The sequence below is a fragment of the Mesorhizobium sp. ArgA1 genome, from assembly GCF_053714375.1.
The window spans coordinates 122,101-139,886 of the sequence record NZ_JBSKBQ010000012.1 but is presented as its reverse complement, the minus strand read 5'-3'; the positions used below and the strand labels follow the sequence as shown (position 1 = coordinate 139,886).

The window sequence follows — 17,786 nt, the reverse complement described above, 5'->3', positions numbered from 1 at the left end:
ACCGATTGGTTTCGCACTTCCTCAAAGTAGTTGGCTAGCCGATCGAGCAGCGCGATGGTTACCCTTTCCATCGGCATATGACTCTATGCCACGATCAGCTTAAGGGCTTGGACATAAGCGCTGGTAGCCGGGGACGGATCCACGTCACCGCGCAATGAATATCCCACAGCGATGTCCGGCAGGCTGCACCCCATGCGCAATGGGCTTATGCCGGGCTGGGTTAGTATGACGCGTTGCGGCAAGACCCCTATCATGTCCGTTGAAGCAAGCAGGGCTAACTGCGACAAAAGAGGAAGTCCTTCCAGGAAACGTTCCGGCGAGGGAACCTGCGCATGGCGGAATGCCGCTTCCACCTGACTTCGCATGACGGTGCCCAGGGCGGGAAGTATCCAGTCAAAGCCGACGAGATCCGCAAAACCAATGTCGTGCAGCGTGGCTAGCGGATGCTGCACTCTCGCCACGAACGAAATGGGTTCCATATAGATCGGTTCGGTTCGGATATTTCCGGAACCCCAGATATCTGGGACACGGCCCAGGACTATATCGACCTCCCCCAGGCTCAACCGGTTCAGTAGCTGTGCGCTCGTGCCCTCCGTCACCTTTATCCTAAGGCCGGGATAAAGCTCCCGAGCGATGCCGATGCTACGTGGCAACAGGAACGGGGTGGCCGCAAGAAGCGATCCCACGTGCACCTCTCCGACCTGTCCCGTCAGCTGCATCGACAATTCTTCCGTCGCATGGCGCAATTGCCGCAGCATGATCTTGGCGTGGCGAAGCACGATCTCGCCCGCTGGGGTCGGCGCTACGCCGCGGGACAGTCGGTCAAAGATCCGCTGGCCCAGCATGTTTTCCAGTTCGTGCAGCGACTTGCTGACGGCGGGCTGCGTCATGCCGATCCGACTGGCGGCTTTACCCAGGCTTCCCGCTTCCTCCACCGCGACGATCAAATCCAGTTGTCGCAATTTCAGATTGGCCATTTCCCGCGGCCGAAGATCCAACCGATTTCTCATTCGAGAAGGCATAACCAAATGGAATGTCACCGTCCAGACATTTCGTTTGTTAGGCATGAGTGGAGCTGCCAAGGTGCCGGAATAAGTCGTCGCTGACTGACGGGGAGGATGATGCCTGGAGATGTATTGAATGGGCTTCGCGTCCTTGCGGTCGAGCAATATGGAGCCGGACCGTTCGCTACTCAGCATCTTGCGGACCTGGGTGCGGAAGTGATCAAGATCGAACATCCGCACAATGGCGGGGATATGTCGCGTTCCATTGGTCCCTATTTCGATGAGCGCCTGCCCGACACCGCGCAAAGCTTGTTCTTCCAGAGCGTCAACCGGAACAAGAAGAGCCTCACCCTGGACCTGTCCCGCCCGGAAGGGCTGGAGATATTCGGCCGACTGGTGGCTACGGCGGATGCTGTCGCCAGCAACATGCGTGGCGACGTCGTCGACAAGCTGGACATCAACTATGGCGGCTTGCGTGCCTATAACCCGGCAATCGTTTGTGCCCATCTGACTGGGTACGGTCGAACGGGTCCGCGCGCCAAATGGCCTGGTTACGACTATCTGATGCAAGCGGAGGCGGGCTATTTCGACCTGACCGGTGACCCGGAATCCGCTCCGTCGCGCATGGGGCTGTCGATCATCGACTTCATGACGGGGGCCACGCTGTCGCTAGCGCTGCTTGCCGGTGTCGTAAATGCGCGCCGCACCGGGCAGGGACGCGACCTCGATGTCAGTCTATTTGGGGTAGCGTTGCACAATCTCAATTACATCGCCCACTGGAATCTCAATTGCGGTGTCGAGACATCGCGGTTGGCCCGGTCTGCGCATCCAGTCCTGACACCCTGCCAGACCTATCGCACCGGCGATGGCTGGATCTATCTCATGTGCAATAAGGAGAAATTCTGGCCGATACTGTGCGCGCATGTCGGGCGGTCCGAATTGGCCAGCGATCCGCGCTTTGCCACCTTCGCCGATCGTCTGAACAATCGCACGCTGGTCACCGAATTGCTTGACGAGGCATTGTCAGCGCGCACAACCGCCGCCTGGCTGATGCTTTTTGCCGGCAGCATCCCGGCAGCACCGATACTCAGCGTCGCCAAGGCGTTGGAAAACGATTTCGCGCGAGAGCACGGTGTGTTCGAGCCGATCGACATGGGTGACGGCGAAAAACCGTTGGTCATGATGTCCAACCCGATCCGGTCTGGCCCAGCGAGTACCGACCCGTCGCCGGGACCCGCGCTGGGCGCCGATACCGACACCCTGATGAACGAAATCGGAGTAGACACAAACCGAATTGCGCGGCTGCGCGCGGAAGGCATCCTATGATCGGCAATGCGCACGCGCCGCTCACGGTGCCCGGCGACCGACCGGAGCGCTTCGCCAAGGCAGCGGCCAGCGGTGCGGACGCAGTGGTCATAGACCTCGAGGACGCAGTTGCGCCCGACGCCAAGGGCGAGGCGCGCAGTGCGGCCCTTACCTACATCGCCTCGCTCGATGCCGCAGGCCGACAAAGGACGGGTATCCGGGTGAACGCGCCTTCAACGGAGGCCGGCATTTCCGACCTGGCGGTGCTCTGCTCGACACAGATGCGCCCAGGCTTTCTCGTGATTCCGAAAGTGGAGACGTCGGCGACCCTCCAGCTCTATGCCGCGCATTGCGAGAATGTCGGCCTGCTTGCAACGATCGAGAGCGTTGCCGGACTGAGGGCGGCGAGTGCCATCGCGTCCGCGCCGAATGTAACGGGGCTGGTGTTCGGTGGTCTCGATTTTTCAATCGAAATCGGCGCTGCCTTTGCCTGGGAACCGCTACTCTTCGCCAGGTCCACCGTGGTGGCCGCCGCAGCCGGCGCCAGCATCGCCGCCTTTGACGTGCCATTCCTGGATACGAGCGGATGTAATGGCTTGGCCGAAGAGGCAAGCCGCGTGCGCGCGCTTGGCTTTACCGGCAAGATGACGATCCACCCACGCCATGTCGCCGACGTGCTTGCCGCCTTCGCTCCTTCGGAGAAACAGGTCGCCCATTCACGTGCTCTTCTTGCCGCGGCGGCGGAGGCAAGCCGTGGAGCCTTCGCCTTCCAGGGGCGGATGGTTGATGAGCCGGTGCTGCGCAATGCGCGCCGTATTCTGCGCCGTGCAGGCCGGGAGGCCTGATGTTGTCGGCTTATGCGCGACTCGATGCCGACCGTTTCGCCGAGCGCCCGGCGCTGCCGTTTGAGGCGTTTGCGACAGGGCAGCGGTTCCGCCACCGGCCGGGCATCACGCTTAGCCAGCAGGAGAACGTCATGGAGGCGCTCGCCAGCTTCAACAACGCGATGCTGCATTACGACTTGTACTTTGCCGCACAGACCGAATTCGGACGGCCGTTGATGGTGAGCACGCTGACGCTGCAACGTGCCATTGGCATGACTACGCGAACGTTCGGAGCGCGTCGGCGGATCGTCGCGTTCCAGGACATTGCTCTAAAATCGCCTCTCAGGGACGGCGACACCATCTATGCTGAAAGCGAGGTTACCGGACTTGCAGAGTGCAATGCGGAGTTCGGGACGGTTTCGATCCTGACGACATGCCTGACCTCCGACCGTCGCATTGCGGCCGAAATCCACTGGATAGCCGAAATCTATCGCGCGGGACGCTTTCCGGGGCAGGAGGCAGGAACATTAGAGTTCCAGCCGCGCTTCGCGAGCCATTTACCCGACAAGGAAGGGACCTTCGTCGAGCAGACAGGCCTGTTTTTCGGCGATTTCAGGGAAGGCGAGACGTTCCTGCATGCCCCGCGGTACAGCTTCACCCTGACGGAGGGCATGGCGCGCGCCCGGATGGCAATGGAGCCACATCCCGCCTTCACCGATCTGGATTGGATCGGACGGCACGGCGACGGACAGCGCATGAGCGAGACATATGTCGTCGCCGCCGGCGCGACAGCCAGCACCCGGACATTCGGGCGCGTCGTTGCGAACCTGGGCTGGCGCGATATCGAACTGCCCAACCCGGTGATGGCCGGCGATACCGTCGAAGCAGTGTCGCAAGTCCTCGATTGCCGGCCGTCCCGGTCGCGACCGGGCCAAGGCGTCATAACCGTACGCACGTCGGCATCTAACCAACGGCAACAAATCGTCCTGGACTATGTGAGGAAGCTGCTGGTCTACGGCCGCGGCAGCGACACGCCGTATGCCGCGAGTGGGTACTAGCATGGGCTGCCAATGCACATGCAGCAACAGACAATCGAAAAGGGAAGCATCGATGCGTGCGCTTATTTACGCGATCCAGCTGGGAGCAATTTTCTGTGCGATGACAATGTCGTTCGCATCGGCTGAAACGCCTGCGGGCACGATCGTCATGGCCAAGCAAATCGACGACATCGTCTCGCTCGATCCGGCCGAAGCATATGAGCCCTCTGGATTGGAGGCGCTCGGGAATATTTACGACAACCTGGTCGCGTTCGACGTCAAAGACGTCTCAAAAATCTATGGTGCGCTCGCCGAAAGCTGGACCGTCAGCGTCGATGGCAAGACCTTCACCTTCAAACTGAGGCCGGGCCTCAAATTCCATTCCGGCAACCCTGTCACGGCGGCGGATGTCGCCTACTCGATCGAACGTGTCGTCGCTCTCAACAAATCGCCGGCCTTCATTCTCGCCCAATTCGGTTTCACCAAGGATAACGCCGGCAAGACAGTGAAGGTCATCGACGATCGCACTGTCGCAATCATGCTCGACAAGCCCTATGCCCCGACTTTCTTCCTGAACTGCATGACCGCCACCGTCGCGGCCGTCGTCGACAGCAAGGTGGTGAAGGAGCACGTCATCGACGGCGACTACGGCAATGCCTGGATGAAGCAGCACTCGGCGGGGTCCGGCGCCTACATCCTGCGCGCCTGGCGCGCCATCGAGCAGTATACTCTCGACGCCAATCCGAACTGGTACCGCCGCGCCCCGAAGAACAAGCGCGTGGTCGTGCGTCATGCCGCCGAGCCGGCCGCCCAGCGCCTGCTGCTCGAGAAGGGCGACGTCGACTTCGCGCGCAACCTGTCGAAGGACCAGATTGCGGCAGTTTCCTCCGAGCCCGCCATTGCCGTCGAGGCTGGCGACAAGGGCTATATCCTCTATCTCGGCCTGAACCAGAAGAATCCGAATCTCGCCAAGCCTGAAGTCGCAGAGGCGCTGAAATGGCTTGTCGACTATGACGCGATCGAGAAGAACATTGTCGCCGGCACCTTCAAGGCCCATCAAGCCTATCTGCCGACCGGCTTCCTCGGCGCGATCACTGACAAGCCTTACAGATTCGATCTCGCCAAGGGCAAAGAGCTCTTGGCCAAGGCCGGCCTTGCAAATGGCTTCACTGTAACCATGGATGTGCGTTCGACCGCGCCGTACCCCGACATTGCCCAGGCGATCCAGGCGAGTTGGGCGCAGGCAGGAATCAAACTTGAATTGATCCCCGGCGACGCCAAGCAGGTGGTGACCCGATATCGCGCCCGCAAGCACGACATCTTTCTCGGCCCATGGGGACCGGACTATCAGGATCCGAACACAAACGCGAACGCCTTCGCCTTGAATCCCGACAATGCGGATGATGCCAAGGTGAAGTCGCTCGCCTGGCGCAACGCCTGGAACATCCCTGCGATGACCAAGCAGACGCAGGATCTCAAGTTTGAGCAGGACGCGGGGAAGCGCGTCGCCGGCTACGAGGCGAGCGAGCGCGAGCATCAGAAGGTGTCACCCTTCGTGGTTATGTTCCAGCAGATCGAAGTCGCGGTGCACCGCAAAGGAGTCGAGGGGTTCGTGATCGGACCCACCTCCGACACGAACTACTATTCGAACATTGCCAAGCACTAAGAGCATATTCATGGAGCATCAAAAATGAGCTCAGTGAGGCGTAATTCGTTTCGCCTGCGGTTGCTTCATGCAGGACAGTTTGGAGTGCGTGAGATCGCCTCGGTCCTCGTCACTTTCTTCGGCCTGCTGCTTGTCACCTTCATGATCGCACGAGTCGTGCCGATCGATCCCGTGCTGGCGGTCGTCGGCGACAGCGCGCCGGCCGACGTCTACGCGAAGACGGCGGTCGAGCTCGGCCTCGACCAGCCGCTCTTGCGCCAGTTCTCGATTTACATCGGCGCAGTGCTGCACGGCGATTTCGGCAATTCGATCCTGACGTCCAATCCGGTGATGACCGATATCAAGACCGTCTTTCCAGCGACGCTGGAGCTTGCGACGTTCGGCGCCGTCATCGGAGTGTTGCTGGGAGTGCCGATGGGGGTCGCAGCGGCCGTGAATCGCGGGCGCTGGCCCGATCACATCGTGCGCATCGTCGGTCTGGTCGGTTACTCCGTGCCTGTGTACTGGCTCGGCTTGATGGGGCTCTTGCTCTTTTACGCCAAACTCGGCCTTGTCGGCGGCCCCGGCCGCGTCGGAGTCGCGTTCCAGGATATGGTGACGCCGGTCACCGGCGTCATGCTGATCGATGCCGCCATGCAGGGCGAATGGGAGACGTTCCGTGATGCGGTCTCCCATCTGATCCTCCCGGCTTCCGTGCTCGGCCTCGCCAGCCTCGCCTACATTGGCCGCATGACACGCAGCTTCATGCTCGGAGAATTGCAGCAGCAATATATCGTCACGGCGCGCATGAAGGGTATTGCCGAAAGGCGCGTGATCTGGATGCATGCGCTGCGCAATGCAGCGGCGCCCCTGACAACCGTGATCGCTCTCTCCTACGCCAACCTGCTTGAAGGCTCGGTGCTCACCGAGATGATCTTCGGCTGGCCGGGCCTTGGGCGCTACATCACCAACGCCCTCCTCAACGCCGATATGAACGCCGTGCTGGGGGGCACCATCGTCGTGGGTTCAATCTTCATCTGCGTCAATCTGATCTCCGACATTCTTGCGCGCACGCTCGATCCGAGGGCGCGATGAGCACGGCCCGCGCTTATCTCCTGTCAGATGAGCCGCACTCGCGGCTTCAGTCGCGGCTCGGGCAGGCCTACCGGCAATGGCTGGCCTTACGTGCCAATCCGCTGGCATTGCTCGGTCTCGGCATCGTCCTCACGCTGCTTCTGGTCGCAGCCTTCGCGCCTGCGATCGCAACTCACGATCCGATTGCCCAGGATCTCGCAAACCGGCTTCGGCCGATGTCGTCGTCGCATTGGCTCGGCACGGACTCTCTCGGCCGCGACATTTTCAGCCGTATCGTCTACGGCGCGCGCATCACGCTCCTCATCGTGCTGCTCGTGGTCGTGACCGTCGGCCCTGTCGGACTGCTCGTCGGCGCGACCGCCGGCTATTTTGGCGGTTGGGTGGACACGGTCCTCATGCGCATCACCGATGTGTTTCTCGCCTTTCCCCGCCTCATTCTTGCGCTTGCCTTCGTTGCCGCGCTGGGGCCAGGACTGGAGAATGCGGTGATCGCCATTGCCTGCACCGCCTGGCCACCCTATGCCCGCGTCGCGCGCGCCGAGACGCTGGTGGTGCGCAACACCGACTTTATCGCCGCGGTGAGATTGCAGGGTGCGAGCGGCCTGCGGATCGTGCTGCGCCACATCGTACCGATCTGCGTGCCCTCGCTGATTGTGCGCGCCACGCTCGACATGGGCGGCATCATCCTGGCCGCCGCGGGACTGGGCGTTCTAGGCCTTGGCGCGCAGCCGCCATTGCCGGAATGGGGCGCCATGATTTCCGCCGGCCGCGAACAGATCTTCGACCAATGGTGGGTCGCCACTTTTCCCGGGATGGCCATCTGTCTCTGCACCCTGGGCTTCAATCTTCTGGGCGACGGCCTGCGCGACGTGATGGATGCGAAATGACTGACACTCACGATCAGCCGCCGCTTCTCGAAATCGAGAATCTCCGCGTGCGTTTCCACACGCGCACGGGCGTTGTGAACGCCGTGCGCGGTCTCTCCTTTACACTTGGCCGGGAGCGCCTAGGCATCGTCGGCGAATCCGGCTCCGGCAAATCCATGACCGGTCGGGCCATCCTCAACCTGATTCAGCCACCGGGAGAGGTGGTTGCCGATCGCATGATTTTCATGGGACGAAATCTTCTCACCATGCCACAACGCGAACGTCGGGCGTTACGCGGTGAGCGCATGTCGATGGTGCTGCAGGACGCGAAATTCTCGCTCAATCCTGTCATGACGGTCGGCGACCAAATCGCCGAGGCCTATCGCGCCCACCGCAATGTGAACGCCAGGGAGGCACGCGCGCGTGCTCTCGAAATGCTCGACGCGGTGCGCATCCGCGATCCGAGGCGGGTATACGATCTTTTTCCGAACGAAGTTTCGGGCGGCATGGGCCAACGCGTGATGATCGCAATGGTGCTGATCGCCGAGCCTGACCTTCTCATTGCGGACGAACCGACCTCGGCCCTCGACGTCACGGTGCAGATGCAGGTGCTGGCAATTCTCGACGATCTCGTCACCGAGCGCGGCATGGGCCTGATTTTCATCAGCCACGACCTCTCCCTCGTCGCCTCATTCTGCGACCGTCTGATCGTGACGTATGCGGGCAGGGTGATGGAGACGCTTGCCGCGCGCGATCTCGCCAGCGCCAAGCATCCCTACACGCAGAGCCTTTTGCGCTGCATGCCGAGACTCGATCGCGCAGTCGAGACCCTCCCAACCCTCCAGCGCGACGCAGCGTGGCTCGTATGACCATACCCGCCATCCGCATCGCGCATCTCGATGTGCGCTTCGGTCTCTTGCACGCTGTCCGCGATGTGAGCCTTGAGGTCGCACAAGGCGAAAGTTACGGCCTTGTCGGCGAATCCGGATCAGGAAAATCGACTGTGCTGCGCGCTATATCCGGTCTCAATCCCGACTGGACCGGAACCATCGAGGTCCATGGCCAGACGCAGCAGCGCAGACGGGCGAACGCTTCTATCGCGCGGTGCAAATGGTCTTTCAGGACCCGTTCGGCAGCCTGCATCCCAAGCAGACGGTCGATCGCATACTGGCCGAGCCGATCGCCATTCAAGGCCTCGACAGGGCGGAGCAGCGCATTTCGCATGCGCTGAGCGACGTAGGCCTCGGGCCAGCCTTCCGCTTTCGCTATCCGCATCAGCTCTCGGGCGGTCAGAGGCAACGCGTCGCCATCGCGCGGGCGCTTATCCTCGAACCATCCATCCTGCTGCTCGATGAGCCGACTTCGGCGCTGGACGTCTCCATACAGGCCGAGGTGCTCAATCTTCTCTCGGCGCTCAGGAAGGAGCGCGGGCTGACCATGGTGCTCGTCAGCCACAATCTCGCTGTCGTCGCCCATATGTGCGACCGCATCGCCGTTATGAATGGCGGCCACATTGTCGAGGAGACGACGGCGGCTGCGTTGCGATCCGGTAAGCCGCGTGAACCCTATACGCGGCAGCTTCTGGCGGCGACGCGCGGCTACGATAGGGCGGATGTTGTGAGTCATTTGAAGTCTGCGCCGGCCCATAAGGCAGCGCTTAGCGTGGGAGAAATTTGATGACGCTACTGTTTGCGGAAGAGGGGGAGTCCTGGGCCGAAATCGAGAGGGAGCTCTCGAGTTTGAAGGCTGCGGATTTTTCATGGAAGACCGGGCGGGTTCCTGTCTATGTCTACCAGCACAGCGATGAACTGGCGCGGATCTCGCAGCAGGCTTTTCTGGAGTACTTTACCGAGAGCGCCTTGGGTCCGCGGGCATTTCCCAGCGTTAAAACGCTCGAGAGCGGCGTTCTGGAGATGGCGCTCGACCTGCTTGGCGCCGGGCCCAAGGGCGGCGGAACCTTCACCAGCGGTGGCACCGAAAGCATCTTTCTCGCGATCAAGGCGGCGCGAGATTGGGCTCGGGCGGAACGCGCCATCGATCGACCGAAGATCGTCATGGCGACGTCCGGGCATGCTACCGCTAATAAAGCTGCGGACTATCTGGGCGTCGAGGTCGTGCGCGCACCTCTTCGAGCTGACCGACGTGCCGATGTCGCAGCCTTAGAGGCTGCGATCGATGATCGGACCATCCTGCTCTACGGCTCGGCGCCGAGCTATCCGCACGGCGTTTTCGACCCCATCGAGGAGATGGCGCAACTCGCGCGGAAGCATGGGATCTGGTTTCACGTCGATGCTTGCGTCGGCGGCCTGCTCGGCACCTTCGCCCGCGAACTGGGCCATCCCATACCGCGCTTCGATCTATCGGTGGACGGCGTTACAACGCTTTCAGTCGATTTGCATAAGCATGGCTATGCAGCCAAAGGAGCCTCACTGGTTCTGTTTGCTGATCGTGAATGCCAAAAATATGAGCGCTTCGAATTCGATTGGAAGTCCAAAGGCATCTACGCAACAGAGACATTTCAGGGGACGCGACCAGCTGGACCGATTGCTTCGTCGTGGGCGGTGATGAAGGCGCTGGGACGCTCCGGATACCGCGAAGCGGCGCGCACTATCATGGCGGCCAAGAAGCGCCTCACGACGGGTATCGATCAGATCGAAGGCTTGAAAGTCGGTACGCCTCACGACCTGTCCATATTCTTCTACGAGTCAAGCGATCCAGATCTCGATATCTTCGCCGTTGCCGACGTTATGGTCGAGCGGGGCTGGTTCGTTGGTCGCCTGGTCGAGCCGAAAGCAATCCAGATGGCGCTGAATCCTTTGGTTGTGCCAGCCATTGACGACTATCTCGCGGATCTCAAAGAGTCGGTGGTGACAGCGCGCAATGAACGCAAGGTCGGCGAAGTCGATCTTCGCACTTATTAGGGCGCAGAGCGGTTGATGGCGACCTGCAGGTCGACGACAGATTGAAAGACGCCTCGCTTGAGGCGTCGCGCTTCGAGGGCCTGGATTTGGCTGTTCTCGTCGACCGACAGCTCGATGGCTCGCCGAGCTGGATGCCGGTTCAAGCGACGTGCTTTGTGGCGGCCAAAAATGGTCGGCGCATGCGGCAGGGGAGCAGCACATGATCAAATCCTTCGGCTCTGGAAATGAATCCCATCAGCACGAGCTGTCAAGCTTGGTTGCAAAAGAAGTCCAGCGTGTTCTGGCTCAGTGCGACGGGGTTGTAAGGGCACACATTTTGACCTCCTCGCCCGTGGGGATTGACAACAACGCTGCTGCCGATCTGCTTTCAGCAACTCATCAACAAGCCATTTATGACGACCTGGCTGGCCTGGCCTCCGAATTCGTTCAACGGCTCGCTACCGAGGCGACGCGACGTTTCGACGCCGGTGTCGGTGGGATGCCGCCCGAAGTTGGACAGGGGCGCGCAGCCGTCGCAGCAGGAGATCCACAATGCGGCTCCATGCGCATTGAAGACTGGGCGGGTCAGGTGGCGGGGCCAACATATCTGGAAAAACGCTTCGGAATGCCGCGCTCAACATTGCATTGGTGGCAACGGCACAATGATGTGATCGCATTGCGCAAAGGCGCCCGCAAGCACGTGTTCCCCCTGGCTCAGTTCATCGACGGCAGACCTGCGCCGGGGATTCGACAGGTGCTATCCTCGATTGCCAATCCGAGATTGGCGTGGCTTTGGCTGATATGCCCTTCACCGCTTCTCGGTGATCGCGTGCCCATGGAAATGCTGCGGCAAGATCTGACAGCAGAAGTGGTTTCGGCAGCGCGAAGCTTTGCGTCGATGAAGTCGAACTGACGAAATCACCTGAAAATCAATCAAATGCTTTGAGTGGGGGCGCACACACCCTGCTCTTAATCTTCACGTCATGAATGCATGTGAAGTTTAATGATTGATCAGTATGTGTAGAATGTTCTGAACGTACAGTATAATTCGTGACATAATAGCAACTATTGTTATACATATCGCAATTTTAAAGAACATATGCGTTGTAGAAACGTCGGCGACTGTTAGCGTCAAAACGTGAGAAAGCAGCGCGACGCGCGGCGCGGCTCTCGATCGTCTGGAGTGGGTCGGGGGTGCTGTCCTTAAGCAAGGATACCCCCGACCCCCTTTTTTAAATCTTTTCAATGGAGATCAGAAATGAACTTAAAGAGCCTTCTTCTTGGCTCAGCTGCCGGGCTGATTGCAGTTTCCGGTGCTCGCGCCGCGGATGCCGTCACCGTTGCTGAGCCGGAACCCGCCGAATACGTGAAGATTTGCGACCTGTATGGCGCCGGCTACTTCTACATCCCTGGTACGGAAACGTGCCTGCGCATCGGCGGTTATGTGCGCTACGAGATCGGCGCTGGTGACGTTGGGTCGTTCTCGGGGGCGCGCACTCACGACGTGCAGGATGGCAGCGATCAGGCCACCTGGTATAAAAATGCCCGCTTCACGCTGAAGACCTGGACCGGCCAGGAAACCGAACTCGGCACGTTGAAGACCTACACCGAGACCCGCTTCAACTTTGGCAACCTCATCGCCTATTCAGGCTCCGACAGTCCCCAGAATTATGCCTTCAGCAAGGGTCCGACGCTGAACTTCGCCTGGATCCAACTCGGCGGCCTGCGTGTCGGTAAAGACCACTCTGCTTTCGAGACGTTCACTGGCTACGCCGGCAACGTCATCAATGACACGATCGTTCCCTATGGCGGCTTCAACACCAACGTGGTGCAATACTACTTCGACGCCGGCAACGGCCTGTCGGCTGTGGTCTCGCTCGAAGAGGGTTCGGGCGTGGTCGGTACGATCGACAGTTACGTTCCGCATGTCGTCGGCGGCGTAAAATACAAGCAAGAGTGGGGCGCGATTGCCGGCGTCGTCGCTTATGACAGTAACTACGAGTCAGTGACCGGCAAGGGTCGCGTGGATTTCAACGTCACCAGCGAACTGTCGCTGTTCGGAATGTTCGGCTACGGCTCCGATGGCAAGCTCAACGATGACTCCACCAATGTCGTGGACGCTCATGGCCGGGGTTTTTACAAGAATTGGGGCGGCAACTGGGCTTTCTGGGCCGGCGGCACCTACAAGCTCAACGAGAAGACCTCGCTCAATCTTCAAGTCTCGGGTGACCAGCTGAAGAACTATGGTGTGGTTGCGAACGTCGCCTACGACATCGTCCCCGGCTTCACAGTCACGGCTGAAGTTGACTATGACCACTACGGCAGCTTCGGCGCCGTCACGGTCGATCCATCGAATGTCAACTGGACCAATGCCAACAGGAAGAACAGCGTCGGCGGCCTCCTTCGCTTCCAGCGCTCCTTCTAAGGAGGATCGAACCGCACCACAGCGGCCGCAGCCTACGGCTGTGGGCGCTGTGGTGCCATGTCCAGCCAGCGCAGCCTAGGCGATACGCCCAGCGAGCGTTATCGGGGACTCTTCCCTCAGCTATCCAGGTCGGTACTCCCCGGACCGAGGCGTGTCTCGATATGAACTGTGCACTTCGATCCCGCCCCAGAATGGGCGCGACACGCTCCCATGTCCATCCGGACGGCAGCTTCCAGGTGGATACAAATTCCAGCTTCTTGGGCAGGCGCACATAGCGCCCAGTTCTACGGAGGTCGGGGTCACCCCGTCCGACTTTCGCCACTGGCGCAAATCACCTGTCCTTTCACGCCGCTTCAGCGCGCAGTGCACGACCATCAAAACCCACCTTGCAGGCATAGATCGGGACAGGCTCAGCTCCTCTTCGACTGACTGGATCGGAGAGCCGAAATGTCCGCGACACGCATTCTTTGGGGGCAGGTGTTCGTCGTGCTCTCGATCGTGCTCGTGACCACATGGAGCGCAACGCAGTGGACAGCATGGCGGTTGGGGTTCCAGGCGCAGCTCGGCTCACCCTGGTTTGAGCTCAGTGGCGGACCGATCTATCCGCCGCCAGCCTTCTTCTGGTGGTGGTATTCCTACGATGCCTATGCGCCATCGGTGTTCCAGGAGGGAGCGGTGATCGCGGCTTCCGGGGGCTTCCTGGCGATCATCATGGCAATCGCGATGTCGGTATGGCGCGCCCGGGATACGAAGAACGCCGAGACCTACGGCTCGGCGCGCTGGGCCACACCGGACGAGATAGAAAAGGCAGGCCTGCTCGCACAGGACGGCGTGCTGCTCGGCCGGTTCAAGGACGACTATCTCAGGCATGACGGGCCGGAGCACGTCTTGTCCTTTGCACCGACCCGCAGCGGCAAGGGTGTTGGCCTTGTCGTGCCGTCGCTGCTCACCTGGCCGGGCAGCGGTATCGTCCACGACATCAAGGGTGAGAACTGGGAATTGACCGCGGGGTGGCGCTCCCGTTTCGGCAGCGTCCTTCTTTTCGATCCGACCAATTCCGCGTCCGCCGCCTACAATCCACTGCTGGAAGTCCGGCGAGGAGAGTGGGAAGTCAGAGACGTCCAAAACGTGGCCGATGTGCTGGTTGATCCGGAGGGCTCGCTCGAGCGGAGGAACCACTGGGAGAAAACCAGTCACGCGCTGCTGGTCGGCGCGATCCTCCATGTCCTCTATGCCGAGACGGACAAGACGCTTGCCGGCGTTGCCAATTTCCTCTCCGATCCGCAACGTTCTATCGAAGCGACGCTACGGACGATGATGCTAACCAGTCATCTGGGCGAGGGCGGGCCGCATCCGGTCGTGGCGTCAGCAGCGCGCGAACTGCTCAACAAGTCGGAAAATGAGCGCTCCGGCGTGCTCTCGACGGCGATGAGCTTTCTGGGCCTTTATCGTGACCCAGTCGTTGCCAGGGTGACGTCACATTGCGACTGGCGCATCGCCGATCTGGTGGAGAATGACCGGCCAACCACGCTCTATTTCGTCGTGCCGCCGTCGGACATCAGCCGCACCAAACCGCTCATCCGTCTGGTACTCAATCAGATCGGGCGTCGCTTGACGGAAGATCTGCACGCGAAGGAACGGCGACAACGATTGCTGATGATGCTGGACGAGTTTCCAGCACTAGGTCGCTTGGATTTTTTCGAGTCGGCGCTCGCGTTTATGGCGGGCTACGGGATCAAGTCATTCCTGATCGCGCAGTCGCTCAATCAGATCGAGAAGGCCTATGGACCGAACAATTCCATCCTCGACAACTGCCATGTTCGTGTGAGCTTCGCGACCAACGACGAACGAACCGCCAAGCGTGTATCGGACTCCCTCGGTACCGCCACCGAAATGCGGGCCATGAAGAACTATGCGGGGCATCGCCTGTCGCCATGGCTTGGCCATCTGATGGTGTCGCGGCAGGAGACGGCGCGAGCGCTGCTTACGCCTGGCGAGGTCATGCAGCTTCCGCCTACGGACGCCGTCGTGATGGTGTCGGGCCTCTTCCCGATCCGGGCGAAGAAGGCGCGCTATTTTTCTGATCCGCGTCTCGCCGAACGGGTCATGCCACCACCCAAGCTTGGAGGTAGCAAGGGAGCATCTCGCCCCGATGACTGGAGCGGTCTGCAGACTGCTAACGCGCTGCCAGCGGCGATGCGGTCAGAACCGGTGGTGGCTTCTCCACAAGAGGCCGATGCCGACAATGGCGGCATCCGCCGACAGCCCGAACTTCCCGAACATGAGGACATCGCGCCGGAGCGAGCGGCCCAGAACGCCAACGAGTTCGACCTCGATGAGGACGAACCCGACGACGACGCTGCCCGCCGGCGCTCGATCGATCAAGCCATGCGCCGCACCGCACGACAGGCCTCGCTTGATCCCAACGATGGCATTGAGCTCTAAGGTCTCATGAAGAAGAAGCGCCTTTCCGCCTATCTCGACCCGAACGTGATGAATGCGCTCGCCGACTATGCGGCCAAGCGCGATGTCTCGCTGTCATTGATCGCCGAAGCGGCGATCGCCTCGTTTCTGTCGCCAGACGCTGACGAGCGCAAGGAGGCGGCCATTACACGGCGCCTCGACCAGATTGACCGCAAGGTGCAGCGCGTCGAGCGCGATGTCGGCATCGCAATCGAAACGCTGGCTCTCTTTGTGCGTTTCTGGCTCACGTCGACCCCGGCTTTGCCCGAATCCGCTCAGCCCGAAGCTCGAGCGAAGGGCATTCAGCGTTATGACAATTTTGTCGATGCGCTCGGCCGCAGACTCAGCAAGGGGCCGAAGCTGAGGCAGGAAATTTCCGAAGACCTCGTGCCGGCCGATAAGGACGATTCGTCCGCGAACTAGTTGACTGGTCTGCCGAGGCAAGACGGCCGCACCGCATTGCGCAAGTCGCTGCACGTCGCCCCGCGATCACTTGTTTTGCTTGTTGCAAGGCCACCGATCCTGCCTTTTCTAATCATCCCCATACGCGGCACGAATGAATTGCCGCGAGAAATGGGGACGATCGTGGCAATCAATCATCACACCGGTAGCGAAGCGATATCGCGCGGCGCTCGCATGCTGCGCACCGCGCTCGGCCCCGCAATCGCAGCCTATCTCGAGGATCCCGAAATCGTCGAGGTGATGCTCAATCCGGACGGTCGGCTCTGGGTCGACAGGCTGAAGGAGGGGCTGTTCGCTACCGATCAGATTCTGATCCCGGCCGACGGTGAACGCATCGTACGCCTCGTCGCGCACCATGTCGGCGCCGAAGTCCACGCTGGGTCACCACGGGTGTCTGCAGAATTGCCTGAAACCGGTGAGCGTTTCGAAGGGCTGCTTCCGCCCGTGGCGACGGCACCAACTTTTGCCATTCGCAAGCCAGCCGTCGCTGTGTTCGTGCTCAACGATTATGTCTCCGCAGGCATCATGACAGAGGTCCAGGCCGATGTCCTGCGGCTTGCTGTCGAGCGGCGCAAGAATGTGCTCGTCGCCGGGGGCACCTCCACCGGCAAAACCACATTGGTCAATGCGCTGTTGGCCGAGGTCGCAAAGACCGGGGATCGTGTTGTGCTCATTGAGGACACACGCGAACTCCAATGCGCGGCGCCGAATCTGGTGGCGCTGCGGACGAAAGAGGGCGTCGCCTCGCTATCCGACCTGGTGAAATCGTCGCTGCGCCTTCGTCCCGATCGCATCCCGATCGGTGAAGTTCGCGGTGCGGAAGCGCTCGATCTCCTGAAGGCCTGGGGAACCGGGCATCCAGGTGGCATCGGTACCATTCACGCCAGCTCCGCCTTGGGGGCGCTCAGGCGCCTTGAACAACTCGTGCAGGAAGCCGTGGTCAGGGTGCCGCGCGACCTGATCGCCGAAACCATTGACCTGGTTGCCGTGCTCGCAGGCCGCGGCTCCGCCCGCCGCCTCGTCGAGATTGCGCTGGTGGAAGGTCTCGATCCCGTCAGCGGCGACTACCGCCTCCTCGAGGCCAAGATCGAGACCAGCCGCGTCACCAATCCCGAATCCTCAACGGAGCTTCAGCATGAGACCGATCCGCTTCACTTCATCGTCTATCCGTAGACTTGGCGCGGCTGCCCGGTCCACGGCGGTCACTGCTCTAATTGCTGTGATGATGACAGCATCTGCCCGCGCAGCCGGCTCATCCATGCCGTGGGAGCAGCCGCTTCAGCAGATCCTCGAATCGATCGAGGGACCGGTCGCCAAGATCGTGGCGGTGATCATCATCATCGTCACCGGCTTGTCGCTCGCCTTCGGTGACACTTCGGGCGGTTTCCGCCGGTTGATCCAGATCGTGTTCGGCCTGTCCATCGCCTTCGCGGCGAGCTCGTTCTTCCTGTCGTTCTTCTCCTTCGGCGGCGGAGCGCTGATCTGATGGAGGACGAGGTACGCGGCTTCTTCGCTCCTGTCCACCGGGCGCTCACGGAGCCGATCCTGCTCGGTGGCGCGCCGCGTGCGGTGGCCATCGCCAACGGAACACTCGCCAGCGCGATCGGTCTCGGGCTGCGTCTCTGGGCCGCCGGCATCGCGATCTGGGCGATTGGCCACCTGGCTGCCGTCTGGGCGGCAAAGCGCGATGCGCAGTTCGTCGACGTGGTCCGCAGGCACCTGCGCTATCCCGCTCATTTCGATTGCTGAAAGGCTTTCTT

General features: G+C 60.9%; 16 protein-coding genes and 1 pseudogene. 16 read left to right on the top strand and 1 reads right to left on the bottom strand.

The window, feature by feature from the left end:
- Positions 1 to 83: 83 nt before the first annotated feature.
- A complete protein-coding gene (locus ACWGTI_RS23370; protein WP_454589300.1) occupies positions 84 to 1,238 on the bottom strand; it encodes a LysR family transcriptional regulator in 1,155 nt (384 codons plus the stop codon).
- Between ACWGTI_RS23370 and ACWGTI_RS23365 the strand changes: the two genes are divergently transcribed.
- The 16 genes and pseudogenes from ACWGTI_RS23365 (at position 1,119) to ACWGTI_RS23290 (ending at position 17,775) form a co-directional block, all read left to right on the top strand.
- Positions 1,119 to 2,330: a CaiB/BaiF CoA transferase family protein gene (locus tag ACWGTI_RS23365; protein ID WP_454589299.1), complete on the top strand. Its 1,212-nt coding sequence runs from the start codon at positions 1,119 to 1,121 to the stop codon at positions 2,328 to 2,330. The two genes, ACWGTI_RS23370 and ACWGTI_RS23365, sit on opposite strands and share 120 nt — an antisense overlap.
- The gene (locus tag ACWGTI_RS23360; RefSeq protein WP_454589298.1) at positions 2,327 to 3,154 is read left to right on the top strand and encodes an HpcH/HpaI aldolase/citrate lyase family protein; all 828 of its coding nucleotides are present in this window, start codon (positions 2,327 to 2,329) and stop codon (positions 3,152 to 3,154) included. Before ACWGTI_RS23365 ends, ACWGTI_RS23360 begins: the two co-directional genes overlap by 4 nt.
- On the top strand, positions 3,154 to 4,191 hold the full coding sequence (locus ACWGTI_RS23355; RefSeq protein WP_454589297.1) for a MaoC/PaaZ C-terminal domain-containing protein: 1,038 nt from the start codon (positions 3,154 to 3,156) through the stop codon (positions 4,189 to 4,191). Before ACWGTI_RS23360 ends, ACWGTI_RS23355 begins: the two co-directional genes overlap by 1 nt.
- Before the next feature lie 52 nt (positions 4,192 to 4,243).
- On the top strand, positions 4,244 to 5,836 hold the full coding sequence (locus ACWGTI_RS23350) for an ABC transporter substrate-binding protein (RefSeq protein WP_454589296.1): 1,593 nt from the start codon (positions 4,244 to 4,246) through the stop codon (positions 5,834 to 5,836).
- A gap of 24 nt (positions 5,837 to 5,860) precedes the next feature.
- Positions 5,861 to 6,910, top strand: a complete 1,050-nt coding sequence (locus ACWGTI_RS23345) for an ABC transporter permease (RefSeq protein WP_454589295.1) — start codon at positions 5,861 to 5,863, stop codon at positions 6,908 to 6,910.
- Positions 6,907 to 7,797 (top strand): nickel transporter permease, encoded by an 891-nt coding sequence (gene nikC, locus ACWGTI_RS23340; protein ID WP_454589294.1) that lies wholly within the window; start codon positions 6,907 to 6,909, stop codon positions 7,795 to 7,797. The genes ACWGTI_RS23345 and nikC overlap by 4 nt, the downstream gene beginning before the upstream one ends.
- Positions 7,794 to 8,645: an ABC transporter ATP-binding protein gene (locus ACWGTI_RS23335; protein ID WP_454589293.1), complete on the top strand. Its 852-nt coding sequence runs from the start codon at positions 7,794 to 7,796 to the stop codon at positions 8,643 to 8,645. Before nikC ends, ACWGTI_RS23335 begins: the two co-directional genes overlap by 4 nt.
- Positions 8,642 to 9,453: pseudogene (locus ACWGTI_RS23330) on the top strand (ABC transporter ATP-binding protein). The gene ACWGTI_RS23335 and the pseudogene ACWGTI_RS23330 overlap by 4 nt, the downstream one beginning before the upstream one ends.
- The gene (locus ACWGTI_RS23325) at positions 9,453 to 10,697 is read left to right on the top strand and encodes a pyridoxal phosphate-dependent decarboxylase family protein (protein ID WP_454589292.1); all 1,245 of its coding nucleotides are present in this window, start codon (positions 9,453 to 9,455) and stop codon (positions 10,695 to 10,697) included. The pseudogene ACWGTI_RS23330 and the gene ACWGTI_RS23325 overlap by 1 nt, the downstream one beginning before the upstream one ends.
- Before the next feature lie 199 nt (positions 10,698 to 10,896).
- Positions 10,897 to 11,589, top strand: a complete 693-nt coding sequence (locus ACWGTI_RS23320; RefSeq protein ID WP_454589291.1) for an antitoxin Xre/MbcA/ParS-like domain-containing protein — start codon at positions 10,897 to 10,899, stop codon at positions 11,587 to 11,589.
- A gap of 345 nt (positions 11,590 to 11,934) precedes the next feature.
- Positions 11,935 to 13,101 carry a porin gene (locus ACWGTI_RS23315; protein ID WP_454589290.1) on the top strand — a complete coding sequence of 389 codons (1,167 nt, stop codon included), beginning with the start codon at positions 11,935 to 11,937 and terminating at the stop codon, positions 13,099 to 13,101.
- Positions 13,102 to 13,548: 447 nt separating this feature from the next.
- The gene (locus tag ACWGTI_RS23310) at positions 13,549 to 15,546 is read left to right on the top strand and encodes a conjugal transfer protein TraG (RefSeq protein WP_454589289.1); all 1,998 of its coding nucleotides are present in this window, start codon (positions 13,549 to 13,551) and stop codon (positions 15,544 to 15,546) included.
- A 6-nt stretch (positions 15,547 to 15,552) separates the two neighbouring features.
- Entirely contained in the window at positions 15,553 to 15,987 is a 435-nt protein-coding gene (locus tag ACWGTI_RS23305; protein ID WP_454589288.1) for a CopG family transcriptional regulator, read from the top strand.
- 213 nt (positions 15,988 to 16,200) lie between these two features.
- On the top strand, positions 16,201 to 17,199 hold the full coding sequence (gene trbB, locus ACWGTI_RS23300) for a P-type conjugative transfer ATPase TrbB (protein ID WP_454589338.1): 999 nt from the start codon (positions 16,201 to 16,203) through the stop codon (positions 17,197 to 17,199).
- A 49-nt stretch (positions 17,200 to 17,248) separates the two neighbouring features.
- Positions 17,249 to 17,512, top strand: a complete 264-nt coding sequence (locus tag ACWGTI_RS23295) for a TrbC/VirB2 family protein (protein WP_454589287.1) — start codon at positions 17,249 to 17,251, stop codon at positions 17,510 to 17,512.
- Positions 17,512 to 17,775 (top strand): VirB3 family type IV secretion system protein, encoded by a 264-nt coding sequence (locus tag ACWGTI_RS23290; protein ID WP_454589286.1) that lies wholly within the window; start codon positions 17,512 to 17,514, stop codon positions 17,773 to 17,775. The genes ACWGTI_RS23295 and ACWGTI_RS23290 overlap by 1 nt, the downstream gene beginning before the upstream one ends.
- The last annotated feature ends 11 nt before the right edge of the window (positions 17,776 to 17,786 follow it).